The organism is Leifsonia sp. McL0627, assembly GCF_058244615.1.
In genome coordinates, this window is the sequence record NZ_JBZCGM010000001.1 from 43238 (window position 1) to 62353 (window position 19116).

The 19116-nt window shown below is 69.1% G+C and carries 19 protein-coding genes; 14 read left to right on the forward strand and 5 right to left on the reverse strand.

Features of this window, described 5'->3' with window-relative positions; translation table 11 throughout:
* Positions 1-89 precede the first annotated feature (89 nt).
* The 9 genes from AC37TH_RS00195 to AC37TH_RS00235 all read left to right on the forward strand — a co-directional run bounded on the left by AC37TH_RS00195 (position 90) and on the right by AC37TH_RS00235 (position 9074).
* The gene (locus AC37TH_RS00195) at positions 90-992 is read left to right on the forward strand and encodes a UbiA family prenyltransferase (RefSeq protein ID WP_490762333.1); all 903 of its coding nucleotides are present in this window, start codon (positions 90-92) and stop codon (positions 990-992) included.
* A 13-nt stretch (positions 993-1005) separates the two neighbouring features.
* Positions 1006-2049: a sensor histidine kinase gene (locus tag AC37TH_RS00200; protein WP_490762334.1), complete on the forward strand. Its 1044-nt coding sequence runs from the start codon at positions 1006-1008 to the stop codon at positions 2047-2049.
* Entirely contained in the window at positions 2046-2714 is a 669-nt protein-coding gene (locus tag AC37TH_RS00205) for a response regulator transcription factor (protein ID WP_490762335.1), read from the forward strand. Before AC37TH_RS00200 ends, AC37TH_RS00205 begins: the two co-directional genes overlap by 4 nt.
* A 75-nt stretch (positions 2715-2789) precedes the next feature.
* The gene (locus AC37TH_RS00210) at positions 2790-3341 is read left to right on the forward strand and encodes a MarR family winged helix-turn-helix transcriptional regulator (protein ID WP_490762336.1); all 552 of its coding nucleotides are present in this window, start codon (positions 2790-2792) and stop codon (positions 3339-3341) included.
* On the forward strand, positions 3338-4117 hold the full coding sequence (locus AC37TH_RS00215) for an SDR family oxidoreductase (RefSeq protein ID WP_490762337.1): 780 nt from the start codon (positions 3338-3340) through the stop codon (positions 4115-4117). The genes AC37TH_RS00210 and AC37TH_RS00215 overlap by 4 nt, the downstream gene beginning before the upstream one ends.
* A 125-nt stretch (positions 4118-4242) precedes the next feature.
* A complete protein-coding gene (locus tag AC37TH_RS00220) occupies positions 4243-4872 on the forward strand; it encodes a hypothetical protein (protein WP_490762338.1) in 630 nt (209 codons plus the stop codon).
* Between the two features lie 80 nt (positions 4873-4952).
* On the forward strand, positions 4953-6269 hold the full coding sequence (locus AC37TH_RS00225) for an MFS transporter (protein WP_490762339.1): 1317 nt from the start codon (positions 4953-4955) through the stop codon (positions 6267-6269).
* Positions 6266-8089 (forward strand): glycoside hydrolase family 2 protein, encoded by a 1824-nt coding sequence (locus AC37TH_RS00230; RefSeq protein ID WP_490762340.1) that lies wholly within the window; start codon positions 6266-6268, stop codon positions 8087-8089. The genes AC37TH_RS00225 and AC37TH_RS00230 overlap by 4 nt, the downstream gene beginning before the upstream one ends.
* On the forward strand, positions 8064-9074 hold the full coding sequence (locus AC37TH_RS00235; RefSeq protein WP_490762341.1) for a DUF2804 domain-containing protein: 1011 nt from the start codon (positions 8064-8066) through the stop codon (positions 9072-9074). Before AC37TH_RS00230 ends, AC37TH_RS00235 begins: the two co-directional genes overlap by 26 nt.
* Before the next feature lie 13 nt (positions 9075-9087).
* On the opposite strand, the gene AC37TH_RS00240 is transcribed toward AC37TH_RS00235, so the two are convergent.
* From AC37TH_RS00240 to AC37TH_RS00260, 5 genes are all read right to left on the reverse strand, one after another.
* On the reverse strand, positions 9088-9441 hold the full coding sequence (locus tag AC37TH_RS00240; protein WP_490762342.1) for a hypothetical protein: 354 nt from the start codon (positions 9439-9441) through the stop codon (positions 9088-9090).
* Positions 9442-9599: 158 nt separating this feature from the next.
* On the reverse strand, positions 9600-10634 hold the full coding sequence (locus tag AC37TH_RS00245; protein ID WP_490762343.1) for a DUF2804 domain-containing protein: 1035 nt from the start codon (positions 10632-10634) through the stop codon (positions 9600-9602).
* A 43-nt stretch (positions 10635-10677) separates the two neighbouring features.
* Complete coding sequence (locus AC37TH_RS00250) at positions 10678-11586, reverse strand: carbohydrate ABC transporter permease (protein WP_490762344.1); 909 nt, start codon at positions 11584-11586, stop codon at positions 10678-10680.
* A complete protein-coding gene (locus tag AC37TH_RS00255; RefSeq protein ID WP_490762345.1) occupies positions 11583-12506 on the reverse strand; it encodes a carbohydrate ABC transporter permease in 924 nt (307 codons plus the stop codon). Before AC37TH_RS00255 ends, AC37TH_RS00250 begins: the two co-directional genes overlap by 4 nt.
* Before the next feature lie 4 nt (positions 12507-12510).
* Positions 12511-13887 (reverse strand): ABC transporter substrate-binding protein, encoded by a 1377-nt coding sequence (locus tag AC37TH_RS00260; RefSeq protein WP_490762346.1) that lies wholly within the window; start codon positions 13885-13887, stop codon positions 12511-12513.
* A gap of 255 nt (positions 13888-14142) precedes the next feature.
* Between AC37TH_RS00260 and AC37TH_RS00265 the strand changes: the two genes are divergently transcribed.
* Genes AC37TH_RS00265 through AC37TH_RS00285 form a run of 5 tightly spaced genes read left to right on the forward strand, consistent with a single transcriptional unit; the run spans position 14143 to position 19067 of the window.
* Positions 14143-15222: a LacI family DNA-binding transcriptional regulator gene (locus tag AC37TH_RS00265; RefSeq protein ID WP_490762379.1), complete on the forward strand. Its 1080-nt coding sequence runs from the start codon at positions 14143-14145 to the stop codon at positions 15220-15222.
* A gap of 50 nt (positions 15223-15272) precedes the next feature.
* Positions 15273-16463, forward strand: coding sequence for a CaiB/BaiF CoA transferase family protein (locus tag AC37TH_RS00270; RefSeq protein ID WP_490762347.1), 1191 nt, complete (start codon positions 15273-15275; stop codon positions 16461-16463).
* Positions 16460-17617 carry an acyl-CoA dehydrogenase family protein gene (locus tag AC37TH_RS00275; RefSeq protein ID WP_490762348.1) on the forward strand — a complete coding sequence of 386 codons (1158 nt, stop codon included), beginning with the start codon at positions 16460-16462 and terminating at the stop codon, positions 17615-17617. Before AC37TH_RS00270 ends, AC37TH_RS00275 begins: the two co-directional genes overlap by 4 nt.
* Positions 17617-18570 carry an aldehyde dehydrogenase family protein gene (locus AC37TH_RS00280; RefSeq protein ID WP_490762349.1) on the forward strand — a complete coding sequence of 318 codons (954 nt, stop codon included), beginning with the start codon at positions 17617-17619 and terminating at the stop codon, positions 18568-18570. Before AC37TH_RS00275 ends, AC37TH_RS00280 begins: the two co-directional genes overlap by 1 nt.
* Positions 18567-19067: a hypothetical protein gene (locus tag AC37TH_RS00285; RefSeq protein ID WP_490762350.1), complete on the forward strand. Its 501-nt coding sequence runs from the start codon at positions 18567-18569 to the stop codon at positions 19065-19067. Before AC37TH_RS00280 ends, AC37TH_RS00285 begins: the two co-directional genes overlap by 4 nt.
* The last annotated feature ends 49 nt before the right edge of the window (positions 19068-19116 follow it).

Genomic DNA, 19116 nt, shown 5'->3' on the forward strand with positions numbered 1-19116 from the left:
CATTTTCGATCGCCGGCGGAGCAAAGATGTGACTTTGGTCGTAGTCCGCGGCATCGTCTTTCGCCGCGACGGCTACGCATGATGAGCGGGTGACCCGATCCCTCGGGGGCCGCGCATCGCCGCACGGTCCCCAGTCTGTCCTGCGTACCCTGCGCTGGTCCTACACCGAAGCCCGTCCCATCGTGCTCTGGGTGTTCAACCTGCGGTTCGTCGCGGGCGGGATGCTGGCGTTGGGCGGGGAGATCGTGATCGTCAAGGCTGTGGTCGGGGCGGCATCCTGGTTCCTCGCCGTGTGGGTCGTCTACTTGGTGAACGGCATCACGGATATCGCCGGCGACCGGGCGAACGGGTCGCGCCGGCCCCTCGCATCCGGAGTGGTGACCGAGCACGCCGCCGTCGTGTGGAGCGTCGTGCTCGGCCTCGGCTCTCTCGGCATCGCCGTGCACGTCGGCGTGGTGTTCCTGCTGCTGGTCGCCATGATGCTGACCCTCGGACTGACGTACTCACTGGGCGCGCACGCTGCGAAGAAGTGGGCCGTTCCCGCCCTGGCCGTCGCGGCGGCGGGCGGGATGCTGACGTACCTCGCCGGGGCTGAGGCGTTCCACGCCACGATCTCGCCGGCCGTGCTGAGGTTCGCCGTAGTGATGGCGCTCTGGATCGCGGTCGTCGGCCACACGAAAGACTTCGGGGACACCGTCGGCGACCGCATCGCCGGACGCGCGACCCTGCCGATCGCCATCGGGGAGATTCCCGCGCGGGCGATCGTCGCGGTGGGGGCCGTCACGCTCGGCGGGGCCGGCATGCTGATCGCCGCCCTCGACCCGGAGCTCCTGTCGCTGGCGGCTCTCGGCCCGTGCGGCGTGATGGTGTGCCTTTTCGCTTTCCGACGGCAGCGTGCCGACCGTCGCTCCCTCCGCCGCCCGTACCGCGCGTTCATGGTGTCCCAGTACGCCGTCAACCTCCTGGCCATCGGCGTCGCGGCCGCCGCATGATAGAAAGTCCGAGATGGCTACCAGACCGATCGACGACCTCTCCGCCGCCCGCACCGCGATCATCGAGAGGGTGACGTCCGCGTTGCGCGCCGCCGAGAGCGCGCTCGTCTCGGACCCGTACATCGAGGCGGAGTTCGTCGCCCAGATCGAGCGCATCCTGTCGCAGACGTTCGCCACGCTCGGACTGCTGCCGCCGTCCGAACCCCGGCAGGCGCCGCGCGGCGCAGAGACGGGAGAGAGCCGGGCACGCCAGAACGTGCATCCCGTCGACAGCCTGCGGGCCGCGACGATGCTGTTCGACCTGAGCCTCGGCGTCCTGGTGGATGCGGTGGGCGACCAGGCCGGGCGCGACGATGTCGCCAGGGCGCTCAACTCCTCGATCATGGGCAACGTGATCCCCGCCTCCGTCGCCTACGTGAACGTGCTGCTGGAACGGCTCGCCGTCGCGCACAGCGAGGAGCGCCTCGGCATCTCCCGCGAACTGCACGACCGCGTCGCCCACAGCATCGCGGCGGGGATGCAGCGCGTCGACCTCAGCGGGCTCGCCGACCCGGAGGGCACGGCGGCCCAGGCGCGCCTCGCCGACGCCATGGCGCTGTTCGACGGCGCCCTCGACGAGACCCGCGCCATCGCGCGCGACCTGCGCCACTTCGTCGGGGACAAACGCCTCGACGAAGCTCTGAACGACTACGTCGCCGACCTCGACGAGGCCGGCCCTCCCGTGGTGGTCGAGCTCGACGGCTTGCCGTTCCGCCTGTCCACCGGCACGCAGGAGGAGGCGTTCATCATCGTGCGCGAGGCCATCCACAACGCCCGCCGCCACTCGCGCGCCGACACGATCACCGTCCGTTCCAGCTGGCAGCCGGAGAGCGTCCACCTCTCGGTGCGAGACGACGGGCGCGGGTTCGAGCACGACAGGATCCGCTCCGGAGCGCTCGGGCTCATCGCGGCGCAGGAGCGGGCGGAGCTCATCGGCGCCGACCTCACGATCGACCCGGGCGCCGGGCGAGGCACCCACGTCGAGCTCATCATCCCCGTCCAGGAGGCCGTCGCATGACCGCCGAGCGCCGCACCATCGTCATCATCGACGACCACAGCCTGTTCCGGCAGGGCGTCCGCGCGCTGCTGGAAGGCACGTTCGAGATCGTCGGCGAGGGCGGCACCAGCTACGACGCGCTCCGGCTGGTCGCCGACACCTCCCCCGACGTGCTCCTCCTCGACGTCGAACTGCCCGGCATCCCCGCCGAGCAGACGATCACCCGCATCCGGCGCGACCACCCGGACGTGGCGGTCGTCGTACTCACGATGCACAACGACGTCGCCCTCGAACGCCAGCTGCTGCGGGCGGGAGCGAGCCACTACGTCACCAAGAAGATCAGCGGCGACGACCTCTCGATGATCGTCTCGGGCGCACGCCCGGCCCCCGCCTCCGGCACTCCGCCCACCGACGACGTGGATGCGAGCGCGAAGGCCATCCTGACCAGCCGGGAGCTCGACGTGCTCAGGATGATCGCCCAGGCGTACACGAACCGCGACATCAGCGCGCAGCTGCACATCGCAGAGGGTACCGTGAAGCGCCACACCACCAACATGTACGTGAAGCTCGGCGCGACCTCGCGCATCGACGCGGTGCGCAAAGCCGCGCGACTGGGGCTGCTCGACGGGCCGGCGCCGTATGCGCCGGAGTCGTATGCGCCTGGGTCGGGATCGCTACGCGGCTGAACGGAGCCGTCCAGTCGACACAGGGATATACTGTCTTGAAGACAGCATATTGAACCGCGACTGAAAGGCCGGCCCATGCCTTCCCCCCTGGATGCGGTCCCCGGTGAACCGCCCGGCCTTCCCTACCGCTCCGGTCAGCTCGCCGCGCTGCTCGAGGTCTTCTCGCTCTGGTCGTCCGGCGCGTTCATCCGCGGGCTGGCCACCGGCGTCGGGATCGACCTGGACGCCACGGCGATCGTCGCAATCACGCTGCTGGCCCGCGACGGCGAGCAGAGAGCGTCGAGCCTGGCGGCCCGGCTCCACGTCGGGGCGTCCGCCATCTCGAAGCTGAGCGCCAGGCTCGGCGCTCACGGCCTGGTCGAGAAGCGCCAGGATCCGGAGGACTCGCGGGCGACCCTGCTCGCGCTCTCACCGGACGGCCTGGACATCGCCGCCGCACTCGTCCGCGGCGGAGACGCGATGATGGCCGACCTGCTGCAGTCCTGGCCGGAGGCCGACCGCGCCGACTTCGACCGGCTCCTCCGCCGGTTCAAAGACGAGGCCGTCTCGTACGCCGAGCGTGTCACGGAGCCCGTTCGGTCGCCAACACCCACCACCCCGCAGAATCCCGAGAAAGCAGAATCATGACCCGCACCTACCTCGTCACCGGAGCCGCGAGCGGCATCGGCAAAGCGACCGCCGAACTCCTCCGCAGCCGTGGCCACCGCGTGATCGGCGCTGACCTCCGCGGCGTGGACATCGCCGCCGACCTGTCCACGCCGGAGGGGCGCACGACCCTGATCGAGCAGGCCACCGAACTGTCCGGCGGCGTGCTCGACGGCGTCCTCGCGGTCGCAGGACTCAGCGCCGGGATCCCGGTGACGGCGGCCGTCAACTATTACGGCGCCATCGCAACGCTCGACGGACTGCGCCCGCTGCTGACCGAATCCACGGCCCCGCGTGCCGTCGCCGTGGCGTCGATGGCCTCGCTGCAGGACCACGACGACCAGCTGGTGGAGCTCCTCCTGGACGGCACCGAACAGGATGCGCTCGACCGTGCCGCCGTGCTCGCGGAGTCGCCCGCGACGGTCCACCAGATCTACTCGTCCAGCAAGCGGGCGCTCGCGCGGTGGCTGCGTCGCAACGCCGCGACACCGGAGTGGGCAGGGGCGGGCATCCCGCTCAACGCCATCGCCCCCGGCGTCGTGCTCACCCCGATGACGGCCGAGCTCGTCGCAACCCCGGAGGGACGCGCGCGCTTGAACGAGCAGGTTCCGATGCCGCTCAACGGCCCGTTCGATGCCGAGGTCGCCGCCCGGCTGCTGGTCTGGCTCGCGAGCGAGGAGAACTCGCACCTGTGCGGACAGGTGGTCTTCGTCGACGGCGGATACGACGTGACCGTTCGCGGCGACAGCACCTGGTGATGCCGCTGGGCGCCGACGCCTGATCGCCATTGTCGTCGACAGTCTCAGCGACACCTTCTGAGCGTGTCCGCACTCGCCGGACGCATCCGGGGTGGAGGATGACTGCGAGTCCAGGGGGGGGCACGATGACCGATCAGGCACAGACCCGGAAACACCGGATGGGCGAGTTTCGCGAGATCCTCGCCGTCGTCCTGCTCTCCGTCACCGCCGTCCTCACTGCGTGGTGCGGGTTCGAGGCCTCGAAGTGGGGCGGCGAGATGTCGATCGCGTTCAGCCAGGCGTCGAGCGCCCGCACCCAGGCGGGCAACTACGACGGCGAGGCGCGCGATGCACGCCAGTTCGACTTGACCATCTACGCCCAGTGGGTCGAAGCGGGTTTCGCGGGGAACACCCAGCTCGCCGACTACATCCAGGCGAGGTTCACCCCCGAATTCGCCGTCGCATTCGACGCCTGGGTCGCCGACGGGAAGGTCGAGAACTCGCCGCTCGCGGTGGACGCATACGTTCCGGCCGGCACCACGGAGGCCGCCCAGTGGAACAAGCGGGCGGACGCGAGGTACGCGACCGCTCTCGTCGACAACCAGCGCGGCGACAACTACTCGCTGCTCACCGTCCTGTTCGCACTCGTCCTCTTCCTCACCGCGATGTCGCAACGCCGCATCAGCGACTGGGCGGCCTGGACATTCCTTGGCCTGGGCGTCGTGGTGGCGCTCGTCGGCATCGTCGTGGGGCTGACGTTCCCGATCAAGATCTGAGGACGTCGCAGCGCCCTCGATTTTGTTGCTATTGTCGGAACGATATTTCCACGTTGCAATTTCTCGACGATGAGGATGTGATGGGTCCACGAATCGAACCCTCAGCCCCCGAAGCACTCCGCTCGACCCGACCAGCGATCGGCGGCAGGACCTGGCTGGCGATGATCGTCGTCGGCCTGGTCGGCCAACTGGCCTGGACGGTCGAGAACATGTACCTCAATGTGTACGTGTACGACACGATCTCCGCTGACCCGAACGTCATCGCCATCCTGGTCGGGGCGAGCGCCGTCGCGGCGACGGTCGCGACGATTCTGGTCGGGGCGTGGTCCGACCGGATGGGCCGACGCCGCGCGATCATCTCGGTCGGCTACATCGCCTGGGGGATCTGCACCGCCGGTTTCGGCTTCGTCGGCGCCCCGGCGGGCGGCGCGCTGCCGACGGGAGCCGCCCTCGTCGGCGCGATCGTCGCCATCGTCGTGCTCGACTGTGTGATGAGCATGTTCGGTTCGGGAGCCAACGACGCCGCGTTCACGGCCTGGGTGACGGACTCGACGGCGCCGGCCAACCGGGGTCGCGTGGACGGGGCGCTCGCCGTGCTTCCGCTCGTCGCGATGCTGCTGGTGTTCGGGCTCCTCGACGGCTTCACCCACGCCGGAGACTGGAAGCTCTTCTTCGGCATCGTGGGAATCGTCACCATCGTGACCGGCGCGCTGTCCTGGTTCCTCGTCACGGACAGGGGCATCCTCGCGCGCAACGACCGCATCCTGACGGCCGTCCTGCACGGCCTGCGCCCGAGCACGATCAGGTCGCAGCCTGCGCTCTACCTCACGCTCGCGCTCTGGACCGTGATCGGCACCAGCTCGCAGGTCTTCCTGCCGTACGTGATCATCTACCTGCAGCGCTACCTCCGAATCGAGGCGTATGCGCTCGCGCTCGGCATCGTGCTGATCCTCGCCTCGGTGCTGAGCATCGTCGCCGGGCGGCTGATGGACAGGATCGGCAAGACCACGTTCCTGCTGCCCGCCGTCGGCGTGTTCGCGATCGGGCTGATCGCCATGGCGTTCGCCAGAGAGCTGCCGATGGTCATCATCGCCGCGACCATCATGATGGCCGGGATGATGGCGTCGCTCGCGACGGTGTCTGCGATGACCCGCGACCACACCCCCAGCGACCGCGCCGGCTCCGTGCAGGGCATCCGGATGATCCTGGCGGTCATGATCCCGATGATCGTCGGGCCGTTCCTCGGCGCCGCCGTGATCTCCGGAGCGAAGAACACCTACACGTCCCTCGGCGTCGTCCAGCCGGTGCCAGGGCCGGAGATCTTCGGCGCAGCGGCCGTCGTGCTCGTGCTGGTGCCCGTGCTCGTCGCCGTGCGTGCGAAGCTGGTGCGCCCGTGAGCCTGAGAACACCGTGGGCGGACGCCATCGATCCGGATGCCGTCCTCCAGGAGTACCCGCGCCCGCAGCTGGCGCGCGCGAGCTACCTCAACCTCAACGGCCGGTGGGAGTACGCGATCACCGGCAGCGACGAGCACCCGGCCGGCTTCGACGGGGAGATCCTCGTCCCGTTCTCGCCGGAAGCTGCGCTCTCCGGTGTGGACCGCCAGCTCCTGCCTGGGCAGCACCTCTGGTACCGGCGCACCGTCCGCCTCCCGGACGGCTTCGCAGACGAGCGCGTTCTGCTGCACTTCGGCGCCGTCGATCAGGACTGCCGCGTCTTCGTCGACGGCGAGCTGGTCGGCGGCCACTCCGGCGGATTCCTGCCGTTCGCCATCGACGTCGGATCCGCTCTCTCCGACGGCGACGAGCACGTGCTCACGGTGGATGTGGTCGACGTCAGCGATTCGAGCCACCGCTCCCGGGGAAAGCAGGCGCTGCGCCGCGGCGGGATCTGGTACACCGCGCAGTCCGGGATCTGGCAGACCGTCTGGATCGAGTCCGTGCCGCTCCGCCACATCGAGAGGCTCGACATCCGTCCGCTGCTCTCCGACCTGGCGGTCGAGATCACGGTGACGGGAAGCGCGGAGGCGGCCGACGCGGCGACCGCCGTCGTGCTGCGTGCCGATGGCGAGATCGTCGCGACCGCCGACGGACGGACGGGCCGGCCGATCGTCCTGCCCATCGACGATGTCCGCGAATGGAGCCCGGAGGACCCGTACCTCTACGACATCGAGGTGCGCCTCGGAACGGACACGGTGACCAGCTACGTCGGGATGCGGTCGGTCGGCGTGGAGCGCGACAGCGCTGGCAGGCCGCGGCTCATCCTCAACGGGCGTCCGTACTTCCATGCCGGCGTCCTCGACCAGGGCTACTGGCCGGACGGGCTGCTGACGGCGCCGTCCGACGACGCGCTCATCCACGACATCCGCAGCATGAAGGAGCTCGGCTTCACGATGCTGCGCAAGCACATCAAGATAGAGTCGCTGCGCTGGTACCACCATTGCGACCGGCTCGGGATGCTCGTCTGGCAGGACATGGTCAACGGCGGCCGCCGCTACAACCCGGCCGTCATCACCGCCCCCGTCCTGCTGCCCGTGCGGCTGGACGACCGCCGCCACCGCGCGTTCGGCCGCCAGGACGCCGCGGGCAGGGACGAGTTCCGTGCGGAACTCGACCAGACCGTGCTGCTGCTGAAGAACGTGCCGAGCGTCGTGGTCTGGGTGCCGTTCAACGAGGGCTGGGGGCAGTTCGACGCCCTCGACGCCGTCGCGCGCATCCGGGCGATCGACCAGGATCGGGTGATCGACCACGCGAGCGGCTGGCACGATCAGGGCGGTGGAGACCTGCGCAGCTTCCACATCTACTTCCGGCGGGTGCGTCCAGGGCGGCGCTGGGGCAGGGACGGGCGCGCCGTCGTCGTGTCGGAGTACGGCGGGTACAGCCTTCGCCTGCCCGGGCACGAATTCAGCGACCGCGAGTTCGGCTACCGGAAGCTGCCGACGACGCAGGCGTTCGGCGACGCGTTCGCGAAGCTGCACCGGGAGGAGATCCTCCCCGCCATCGACGCCGGACTTTCCGGGATCGTGTACACGCAGCTCGCCGATGTCGAGGACGAGCTGAACGGCCTCCTGACCGCCGACCGCACCGTTTCGAAGGCGGACGCAGCCATCGTCCGCGCGGTCAACCAGGAGCTCGCCAAGCGGTTCGCGCAGGTCGCGCGACCGAGCACGCCGACACAGGAAGGGGTCCCGGATGGGTCGCAGGATCGACGAGCGTGAGCTGACGGAACCGGTGCAGCTGTGCCTCCCGAACGGGAAGCTCAACCCAGAGGCTGTCGGCTGGAGCAGGACCCCGCTGCACGACACCTCCGGCATCGACGGCCGGAGGGTCTGGGGCCGCAACAAGCGCTGGGAGTACTGGGCGGTCACCACGCCGACGCACATCGTGTCGCTGACCGTCTCGTCGCTCGACTACGCGGCGGTGCACGGCATCCTGGTCCACGACATCCGGTCGGGGGCGACGGTGGAGCGCGGCGCTGTCGCACCACTCGGGTCGAGCGCGACCCTCCCGGCACGCCTCGGCGCCTCGTCGGCGCTGGCGCGCACACGGTCGCTTTCGATCGACATCGACGAGCTGCCGTCCGGCACCCGGTTGCGCGGGCGCGCGGAGGGGGTCGCCTTCGACATCACCGCCGAGCGGCCGGCCGGGTACGAGGTGCTCGCGGTCGTCGTGCCCTGGTCGGACACGCGCTTCCAGTACACGGTCAAGGACGTCGGCCGCCCGGCCGTCGGCTGGCTGGAGGTCGACGGAGGAACCGTCGACCTGCCGTCCGGCGAGAGCTGGGCCGTGCTCGACCACGGCAGGGGCCGCTGGCCGTACCGGATGCAGTGGAACTGGGGAGCGGCGTCCGGCGTCGTCGACGGACGCACGATCGGTCTGCAGCTCGGCGGGAAGTGGACGGACGGAAGCGGCTCGACCGAGAACGGTGTGCTCGTCGACGGCAGGCTGCACAAGATCAGCGAAGAGCTCGACTGGCTCTACGACGAGAGCAACTGGCTGGCCCCGTGGCACATCCAGGGCGCGAGCCTCGACCTCGAATTCGTGCCGTTCTGGGACCACGTCAGCTCCACGGAGCTCCTCGTCTTCGGCAGCCGCGGTCACCAGTGCTTCGGGCACTACTCCGGATGGGTGGACACCGAAGAGGGGCGCATCCACGTCGATGCGCTGCCCGGCTGGGCGGAGGACGTTCGAAACCGCTGGTGACAGGCCGTGACGATCACCCGGCGAGCGCGTGCGCCCGGCCGGGGAACGACGACGGCGACTCGGCGAGCATGCTGTAGACGGCCAGCTCGCCGACGACGCTGTGCAGCACCCACGACCTGCTGTATGCGCCGCTCGCGCTCTCGTAGTCGACCACGATCAGCTCGTGGTGCGGCGCGTTCGCATCCAGGTGCAGGATGCGCGCCGTGCCGGAGCCGGCCGGCCCGCTCAGCCACGCCGTGCATCCACCGCGGTCGTCGCCCGAACGCGGATGGGCGATCGCGAGCGCGGCATCTGAGACGCGCAGCACGCTGGGTGTGGCGCGGGTGGCGCGGGTGGCGCGGGTGGCGCGGGTGGTCTTCGCTGACATGGGCCTGCCTTCCGTTCGGTGGGTGTTCGGCTGGTGATGGTGAGCGGGGCGCCGCATATCGGTACGGCGCCCCGCTCGGCTCCGGCTGCGTCAGTGGACCTCCGCAGGGGGGTCCGGAGCGGTCTGGGGGTGGGGGTGCTCAGGATGGGACGGTCAGGTCACCAGCGGCGCTCGACCTCTTCGACGTGACCGAAGACGTTCGCGAACTCGATCGTCTCCCCGGTCTCGAGCGTGATCCGACCGTCGTAGTGGCCGAAGCAGGTGTCTCCCCTGCTCATCACGATCCAGCGGTCGAACAGATGCCTGGTGTGGTGCACAGGGGTGAAGGTGACATCGACGCCGGGGCCGACGAGCGTCCACGGCCTCAGCCACTGGGTGGGGTCGTACCGCCAGTCGAGGTGCGAGCTGATCTTGTGCAGGCGGCCGTCGACGCGCATCCAGTTCTCGGTCGACGGGGTGCCGTCCGTCCACTTGCCGCCGAACTGCAGGCCGATCTCGCGGCCGTCGACGCTCACGCCGTTGCCTGCGCCCCAGTTCCAGAAGGTGAAGTACGGCCAGCGGCCCCTGCCGCGGTCGTGCACGGCATACGACTCGTCCGGTTCGATGCGATGGGTGACGCCGTCGACGATGACGACGCCCTGCGCCCGGAGGCAGTTGTCCTTCTTGGTGTACTGGAAGGCGCGGTCGCTCCACGGCACCACGACGCCCATCGACTCGTGGTCCTGTTCTCCGACGATGCGCAGATCCACGGAGATCCGCGGGGACTCCGCGTGCAGCACGGTGCCCACGCCGCGCGGGGTCATCCGGACCAGCACGTCCTTCCGGCTCGCCTCCATCGGCTCCGTGTTCGTGTCGTCGCGCATCCCGCCGTGCGCGGGGAACCAGGTGTTGCCGCCCTGCACGATCTCGCCGTAGGTGGCACGGTCGAGATAGGTCACGGACACGTTCGCCCGGTAGTCGTGGTGCGAGATGTTCATCGTCACGATGGAGGTCGGCGTGACGATGGACCAGTACTCGAAGCGCTTGTTGCGGCCCCAGCCGGTGAGGCCCGTCCTGTGCAGCGCCGTGCGCGTCCAGCCGACGGCCGCCGGGTTCAGCCTCCCCGAAGGGAGGCAGAGCTCCGTGGTCTCCGTGATCTCGCGCTCGGCGACAGCCTCGCCGCCTGTCGCGACCTGTTTGAGAGGTAGCCTCACTCGTTCCAGCCTTTCTGTTCGGTGGGTGTCATGTCGTCAGCCTTCAGCCCTTGGTCGCGCCGTCGGCGAGACCGCGGATCAGCCACTTCTGCACGAGCAGCGCGAGGATCACGACGGGCACCACGGTGAGCATCCCGGCGGCGGACAGGGCTCCCCAGTTCGCGCCGTGCTCGGTGTCCCCCGCCATCCCGGCGATGGCGACCGGGAGCGTCGAGGCATGACGGTTGGTCAGCACCAGGGCGAACAGGAGTTCCTCCCACGCCAGGATGATGCTGAAGATGAAAGTCGAGATGAGCCCGGGCGCCGAGAGCGGCACGATGATCCGGAAGAACGCGCCCATCCGGGAGCAGCCGTCGATCATGGCGGACTCCTCCAGCTCCTTCGGCAGCCCGAGGAAGAAGCCGCGCATCAGCCACATCACGTACGGGATCACGAACGAGCAGTACGCCAGGATCAGCGTGATGTGCGTGTCCGTGATGCCGAGGGTGCGGGCGACGAGGAACATCGGCACGGCCAGCGCGATCGGCGGCACTCCGCGGGAGGCGAGGATCAGCACGCCGATGGTGGCAGCGCCCTTGATCTTGAGCCGGGACAGCGCATACCCGGCCATCGCTCCGGCGACCAGCGAGACGATGCCTGCCCCGCCCGCCACGATGATCGTGTTGATCATCTTCGGGCCGAGCCCGCCCGCCACGAACGCCTGCACATACTGATTGAGCGTCGGGTCGAAGAAGAACGTCGGCGGCGTCGTGAAGATGTCGCGCTGCTGCTTGAACGAGGTGAGGAGCATCCAGACCAGCGGGAGCAGGAACAGGATGCAGATGATCACGCCGGACCAGATGCGGGCCCGTTCGCTGCGGCGTCGGCGAACGACGGCGGAGACGCGGGGCTCCGGCGCCCGGTCGGCGACACGTTCGTCTCCGCGGTTGCGGTTCCTGGTGATGGTGGTCACAGCCTGTCCTCCAGTTTCTTGCTGCCCAGAAGGAACACGAAGGTCAGGATCATCGTGATGACGAGCACGATCACCGCCATCGCCGACGACTCACTGAACTTGAGCAATCGGAACGCCTGTTGATAGATGAACAGGTTGACGACGTTGGTCGCCTCGCCCGGGCCGCCGTTCGTGGTCGCGAGGATGATGTCGAACATCTTCACCGCGCCCAGCCAGCGCACCACGAAGGTCGCCGCGATGATCGGGCCGAGCATGGGGAGGCTGACCGACCAGAGCGTCTGCCACCAGTTCGCGCCGTCCACCTTGGCCGCCTCGAAGACGTCTTTCGGCAGGGCGAGCAGCGCGGCGGCTGCGATCAGGGCGACGAACGGCACCGAGCGCCAGGTGTCGATGATGACGACGCTGATCATCGACATGCTCGCGCTGCCGAACCAGTCGATCGCCGGGATGCCGAACAGGCCGAGGAACCAGCCGACGACGCCCCAGAGCGGGTCGAGGATCATCTTCCAGATGCCGCCGGAGACGACGGGCGCGACGACCATCGGGATGAGGAAGAGGGCGCGGATGATGCCGCGCCCCCTCCACTCGGCGTTCATCAGATAGGCGATCCCGAAACCGAGCACGATCTGCAGCGGCAGAGCCAGCACCAGGTAGATGCCGGTGACGACCAGGGAGTTCTGGAACGTCTCGTTCTGCAGTGCGGCCGTGTAGTTCTCGAGGCCCACCCATTCCGACGGGGAGAACGTGGCGAGGTCGAACTTGGAGAAGCTGATCTGCAGCGTGTAGAGCAACGGGTATGCGAGCACAGCGGCGAGGAGCACCGTGGCCGGCAGCATGAACGCCCATCTGCTGAAGATGTCCCGCGTGCGCGAGATCCGACGAGCGCGGTCCACGCGCTGTCTCGTGAGTTCGACCGTCATCGTCCTACTTCTTCAGGAGCTGGTTGATCTGATCCGAGGCCTTCTTGAGCGCGTCCGCCGAGGACGTCTGGCCTTGCACGGCCGCGCTCGTCTGGTCGGCCAAGATCTCCTGGATCGCGTTCGACTCCGGGCTGCGGGGCCGCCACATCTGACCCTTGTCCGCGACGTCGTACGCACTCTGGATGGTCGAGAAGACCGGCTTCAGCCAGTCCTGCGTCGGGGTGCTCGCGAGAGTGGATTTGCGCGCAGGGAACGATCCGAGCGTGTTGGTCGTCCAGACCTCACCCTTCTTCGACGTCATCCACTGCAGGAACGTCCACGCCGCCTCAGGGTGCGCGGAGTTCTTGAAGACGGAGCCGCTCCAGATCCCGCGGTGCGTGCTCGGCCCGTCCGAGCCGGCCGGCATCGTCTGGATGCCCACCTGGTCCGGTGTCAGCGTGGTGACGGCGGGGTCGACGGCCGCGCTCTTGTACGCGCTGCCCCAGGTGAAGATGGACGCGACCTTGCCCTGGCGGAACGCATCCAGAGGCTCGGTGTAGTTGTAGTTCGTCGCGCCGGGAGGTGCGTACTTGAGCAGATCGACCTGCGTCTGCAGCGCGGCGGCGCCCGCCTTGGTGTCGAACGTCGGCTTCATGTTCTTGTCGAACAGGGCGCCGCCGTTGGAGTTGAGGACGGCCTGCCAGACCGGTGGGGACAGCACGCCGCGCATCCAGGTGAGCCCGACGGCCCAGGAGTCGACCTTGCCGTCGCCGTCGGTGTCCTGCACCAGCTTGGGGGCTTCCTTCACGTACTGGTCCCAGGTCAGCTCGGGCGTGGGATCGGAGAGGCCTGCCTTCTTGTAAAGGTCCTTGTTGTAGAACATCAGCAGCATGTTGGAGCGCAGCGGGACGCCGTACTGCTTGCCGTCCCACTCGCTCGATGCCAGCGGCGCCGCGTTGAAGTCGGCCCAGTCGTACGACTTGTCCGTCCACTGCTTGGCGTCGTCCTTGAGGTTCAGGAGCACACCCGCGTTCGCCAGCTGGGGCGTCCACGGGTCGTCGAGCGTGATCAGGTCGTACTGGGGCTCGGGATCCGTGCCGTTCAGGAGGCCCTTGGCGAGCAGCTCCGTGTACGGGACGGCGTCGATGGTGACGTCGATGTACGGGAACTCCTTGTTGAACTCGGGGACGAGCTGGTCCTGCCACTGCTGGGCGAACGCGTCGTTCGACATCATGGTGATCTTCACGTGTTTGTCGGCCGTGCCGATGCCGCCGCCGTCGACCGTGGTCGGCTTGTCGCTCGCGCCGGTGCCGGTGCAGGCGGTGAGTGCGATCAGGCTGAGTGCTGCCGCGCCTGCGACCGCCATGAGCCGTCTCGGCCGCCGTTGGGTGCCTGCTGTCATACAGATCATCTCCTCGTCATTGAATGGATGTTCGTGGTCGGGCATCCGCTGGGCGCGGCCGAGGAGGGGGTGCCTCGGTGTCGCGGGCGAAACGGGTTTCCGGCCGGAATGTGGATGCCGGAGAGCTGACGCCGGGTCCCGACGGGCTGCTCTGCAGTGACACTCAAGCAGAGTTCTCAGAATATTGCAACGTGGAAATATCGATTCATGTCAACGTTGCAACAAAAGCCTCACTACGATGTGAGCGTGACCAGCATGGACGAGCAGACACCGGGCCGCCGCTCAGGAGCGCCGACGATCAAAGACGTCGCGGCGCTCGCCGGCGTTTCCTATCGCACGGTGTCGAACGTGGTCAACGGGCACAAGTACATCAGCGATGCGACCCGCGCCAAGGTCGAAGCGGCCATCGCCGAGGTCGGCTACCGGCCCCAGCTCGCCGCGCGGCAGCTGCGCAGCGGCCGGAGCAACCTGCTCACGCTCTCCGTGCCATTCGTGTCGCACCCGTACTTCGCCCAGCTCGCGCACGCAGTGGTGACCGAGGCGGAGCAGTTCGGCTACGACGTCGTGATCGACGAGACCCGCGGCCTGCTCGAACGGGAGCTCAGGGTGGCGGCCGGGTTCCGCACCATCCTCACCGACGGGATCCTGTTCAGCCCGCTCTCGATCGACCTCGAACGGTTCGAGGCCGAGCGCGGCGCGACCCCGCTCGTGCTCCTCGGCGAGCGGTTCCGCAGCTCGCGGATCGACAGCGTCGTGGTCGACAACGTGCGGTCGAGCTACGACGCCACAATGTGCCTCATCGAAGGCGGACGCCGCAGGCTCGGCTTCCTGGGAGACGTCAAGGTCGGGACGATCGGCGCAGCCCCGGCCGACCTCCGCATCCGGGGTTTCCAGAACGCGCTCGGCGAGGCGGGGCTGCAGGCCGACCCCGCGCACATCGTCACGGTCTCGCGCTGGGACCAGTCCAGCCCGGACGGCGACTACTCGCGCGAGGAGGGCTACGAGCGCACGAAGGAGCTGATCGGCAGACTCGACGGGCTCGACGGGCTGGTTTGCGCGAACGACCTGCTCGCCATCGGCGCCCTGCGCGCGTTCCGCGAGGCGGGGATCTCCGTGCCTGGCCAGGTAGCGGTGGTCGGCTGGGACAACACCCCGGAGGCAGCGTTCTCCGCCCCGTCGCTCACGACGATCTCCCCCGATCTGCACGAGATCGCGCGCCTGGCGATCGTCGCGATGCTCCGGCGGCTGGACGAACCGACGGCGGAGCCGCGCACCGAGAACGCGCCGTACAGCCTCGTGCGCCGGGAGTCGTCGGGGCCGCCGGTTTCCGCGTGAAGAATATTTCCACGTTGCAATAGAGGAGGGCGGTCTGCTTGGATGCACACATGACGCACGACGAGACGCCCGCACCGCTCGCGGGCATCCGGGTGGCCGACTTCACGCGCATCCTGGCCGGACCGTACGCGACCATGATGCTGGCCGACTTCGGCGCAGACGTCATCAAGATCGAGAGCCCGACCGGCGACGACACCCGCCACTGGCTGCCGCCGGTCGATGCGGACGGCAGGTCGACGTACTTCGCCAGCGTGAACCGCAGCAAGCGCTCGGTCGTCTGCGACCTGCGCACACCGGACGGTCTCGCGACAGCACGACACCTGGCCCTCAGTGCCGACGTCGTCATCGAGAACTTCCTGCCAGGCACGATGGAGCGGTTCGGCCTCGACGACGCGACCGTCCGCGCGGCGAACCCCGGCGTCGTGTACTGCTCCATCACCGGATTCGGTCCCGGCGTCGACCTCCCGGGCTACGACCTGCTCGTCCAGGCGGTCGGCGGCCTGATGAGCGTGACCGGTGAGCCGGACGGCCCGCCGACGAAAGCCGGGGTCGCACTCGTCGATGTGCTGACCGGACTGAACGCGTTCTCCGGTATCCTCCTCGCCCTGCGGACCAGGGACACGACGGGTGTCGGCGACCACATCGACGTCGACCTGCTGGGCACGCTGCTCTCCGCGCTCACCAACCAGGCCTCCAGCGCCCTCTCCACCGGCGTCGACCCGGTCCGCCGCGGGAACGCGCATCCCAGCATCGCGCCGTACGAGGTGTTCCGGTGCCAGGATCGCGACCTCGTCATCGCCGTGGGAAACGACCGGCAGTTCGCCGCCTTGGCCGACGAACTCGGTCGGCCCGAGCTGGCGACGGACGAACGCTTCTCCCGCAACGCGCAGCGGGTCGGCAACCGGGATGCGCTCCGCCGCGAACTCGAAGCCGAGCTTGCCGCGGCGCCCGCCGCGGTGTGGAAGCGCCGCCTCGACGCCAGGGACGTCCCGGCCGGGCTCGTCAACACGATCACGGAAGCCTTCGCCCTCGCGGAGAGCTTCGGCGCGCATCCGGTGCAGGATTTGGCCGACGAGGACGGCGCGGGCACCGTGCGGCAGCCGGCCAACCCCATCCACCTGGCAGGCGCTCCCCCGCGCGCGGGAACGGCGCCGCCCGCGCACGGCCGCCACGAGGGCGCTGACTGGCTCCCGCGCACCTCCACCATCCCCGCCGACCTCAACGAAGAGGAATCACGATGACAACGCTCGACGACACTTTCGATCTCTCCCCCCTCCTCACCGCCGAGGAGCTCGGCTGGGCGGAGCGCGCCAGAACTTTTGCCCGCGAGCGGCTGCTCCCGGTCGTCGACGACGACTTCGAGAACCGCCACTTCCGCCGCGAGCTCATCGCCGAGTTCGGCGCGGCGGGCTTCCTCGGCATGCACCTCACCGACGACGGCTGCGCAGGAGCGGGCGCGGTCAGCTACGGACTGGTCTGCCACGAGTTGGAGGCCGTCGACAGCGGCTGGCGCACCTTCGTGTCCGTGCAGGGATCGCTCGCCATGACGGCGATCTCCCGATTCGGCTCCGTCGAGCAGAAGGCGGAGCTCCTCCCGGCGATGGCGCGCGGGGAGAAGATCGGCTGCTTCGCGCTGACCGAGCCGCAGGGCGGAAGCGACCCGTCCGCCATGGCCACCTTCGCCTCCAGGGACGGGGACGACTGGCTGATCACCGGCCGCAAGCGCTGGATCGGCCTGGCCGGGGTGGCCGACGTCGCGGTGGTCTGGGCGAACACCGACGACGGGATCCGCGGGTTCGTGGTCGACACCGCCTCCCCCGGTTTCACCGCCACCATCATCGACAACAAGCTCTCGATGCGCACCTCCGTGCAGTACGACGTCGTCTTCGACGCGTGCCGCGTGCCCGCCTCCGCCCGGCTGCCCCTGGCCGCAGGGCTGTCCGCGCCGTTCACCTGCCTCAACGAGGCCCGCTTCGGGATCGTCTGGGGCGCGATGGGCGCCGCACGCAGCTGCATCGAGGTGGCCGTCGAGCGGGCAAGGTCGCGGGAGGTGTTCGGTGCGCCGATCGGCTCGAAGCAGCTCGTGCAGCAGCGGCTCGCCGACATGCTGGTCGAATACGAGAAGGGCATGCTGCTCGCCCTCCACCTGGGCAGGCTCGAGGAGCGCGGCGCCATCACGCCCGTGCAGATCAGCGTCGGCAAGCTGAATAACGTGCGCGAGGCGATCACGATCGCGCAGAACGCCCGCACCATCCTCGGCGGCGACGGAGTCACGAACGAGTTCCCGGTTATGCGGCACCTGGCGAACCTGGAGTCGGTGCGGACGTACGAGGGCACCGACGACATCCACACGCTGGTCATCGGCCGCTCCCTGACCGGGATCGCGGCGTTCTGATGGCCGCCGACCCCACCCAGGCGGAACTAGTGGATGCGGCGGTCCGGCGCGCCGCGGCCTCCGGCTTCACGACCACCTCCCGCGCCGACCGGATCGGCGCGCTCACGGCGCTGGCCGACGCCCTCGAGTCCGCGAGCGCCGAACTCGTCGGGATCGCAGCCGCGGAGACCCATCTGACGCCCGCCCGGCTGACCGGGGAGGTGACCCGCACGGCGAACCAGTTGCGTTTCATCGCCGAGGTGGTCGCTGACGGCGGGTACCTCGAAGCGACCATTGACCGCCCGGATGCGTCGACCGTGCCACCGCGCCCCGACCTGCGGCGCATCCTGCGTCCGCTCGGCGTCGTGGCGGTGTTCACCGCCTCCAACTTCCCGTTCGCGTTCTCCGTGCTGGGCAACGACACCGCCGCGGCGCTCGCCACGGGGTGCCCTGTCGTCGTCAAGGCGCATCCGGGGCATCCGCTGCTGTCCAGGAGGACGGTGGAGATCGCCAGGGAAGCCCTCGATGACGCCGGAGTGAGCGCCGACGCGATCGGGCTCGTGGAGGGCGTCGACGCCGGTGTCGAACTGGTCCGTCACCCACTCGTCACGGCGGCCGCGTTCACCGGCTCAGAACGCGGAGGCCGGGCGCTGTTCGAGGTCGCGTCGTCGCGCAGGACGCCCATCCCGTTCTATGGGGAGCTCGGCAGCATCAACCCGGTCGTGATCACCCCGGATGCGGCGAGCGCCTCGGCGGCGGAGCTGGCATCAGGTCTGCTGGATGTGATGACCAGGGACGCCGGACAGTTCTGCACCAAACCGGGCCTGGTCTTCGCCCCGGCAGGGGCCGGCTTCGAAGAGGCCGTCTGCGCCGGGCTGGTGACCGCGCCCAGTCATCCTCTGCTGACGGAGGGGATGGCGAGCGTTTCGAGCAACGGGCGACGGAGCTCTCCGCGCGCGACGACCTCGCGGTGACGCGGGCGTCGGGCGAGGCCGCCGGACGGCCGACGGTGGTGTCGGCGGGCATCGACGCGTTCCTCGCCGACGCGGACGCCCTGCTCGAGGAGTGCTTCGGCCCGCTGACCGTCGTGGTCTCGTACGCCCCGGACGACGAACTGCACATGGCACTGGAGCACCTGCCCCACTCCCTGACGGCGACCATCCGCTCCGCCCCCGGCGAGGACGTGACGCAGCTCGCGTCCATCCTCACCCCGCTCTGCGGCCGCCTGGTGTTCGACGGCTGGCCCACCGGCGTCGCAACCACGTGGGCGCAACATCATGGAGGCTCGTGGCCGGCGACCACCGGGTCACTGCACAGCTCGGTCGGCGCCAGTTCGCTGCGACGCTTCCTGACGCCGGTCGCCTACCAGAGTGCCCCGGAGTCCGTGCTCCCGCCCGAACTCCTCGACACGAACCCGGAGGCGATCCCGCGCAGGGAAGACGGCCGGCTCGTGCTCACACCGGGTTTCTAACGCCCGCGATTTGCGCGACGATTTGCCCTTTCGCCACTCGATAGTCTTT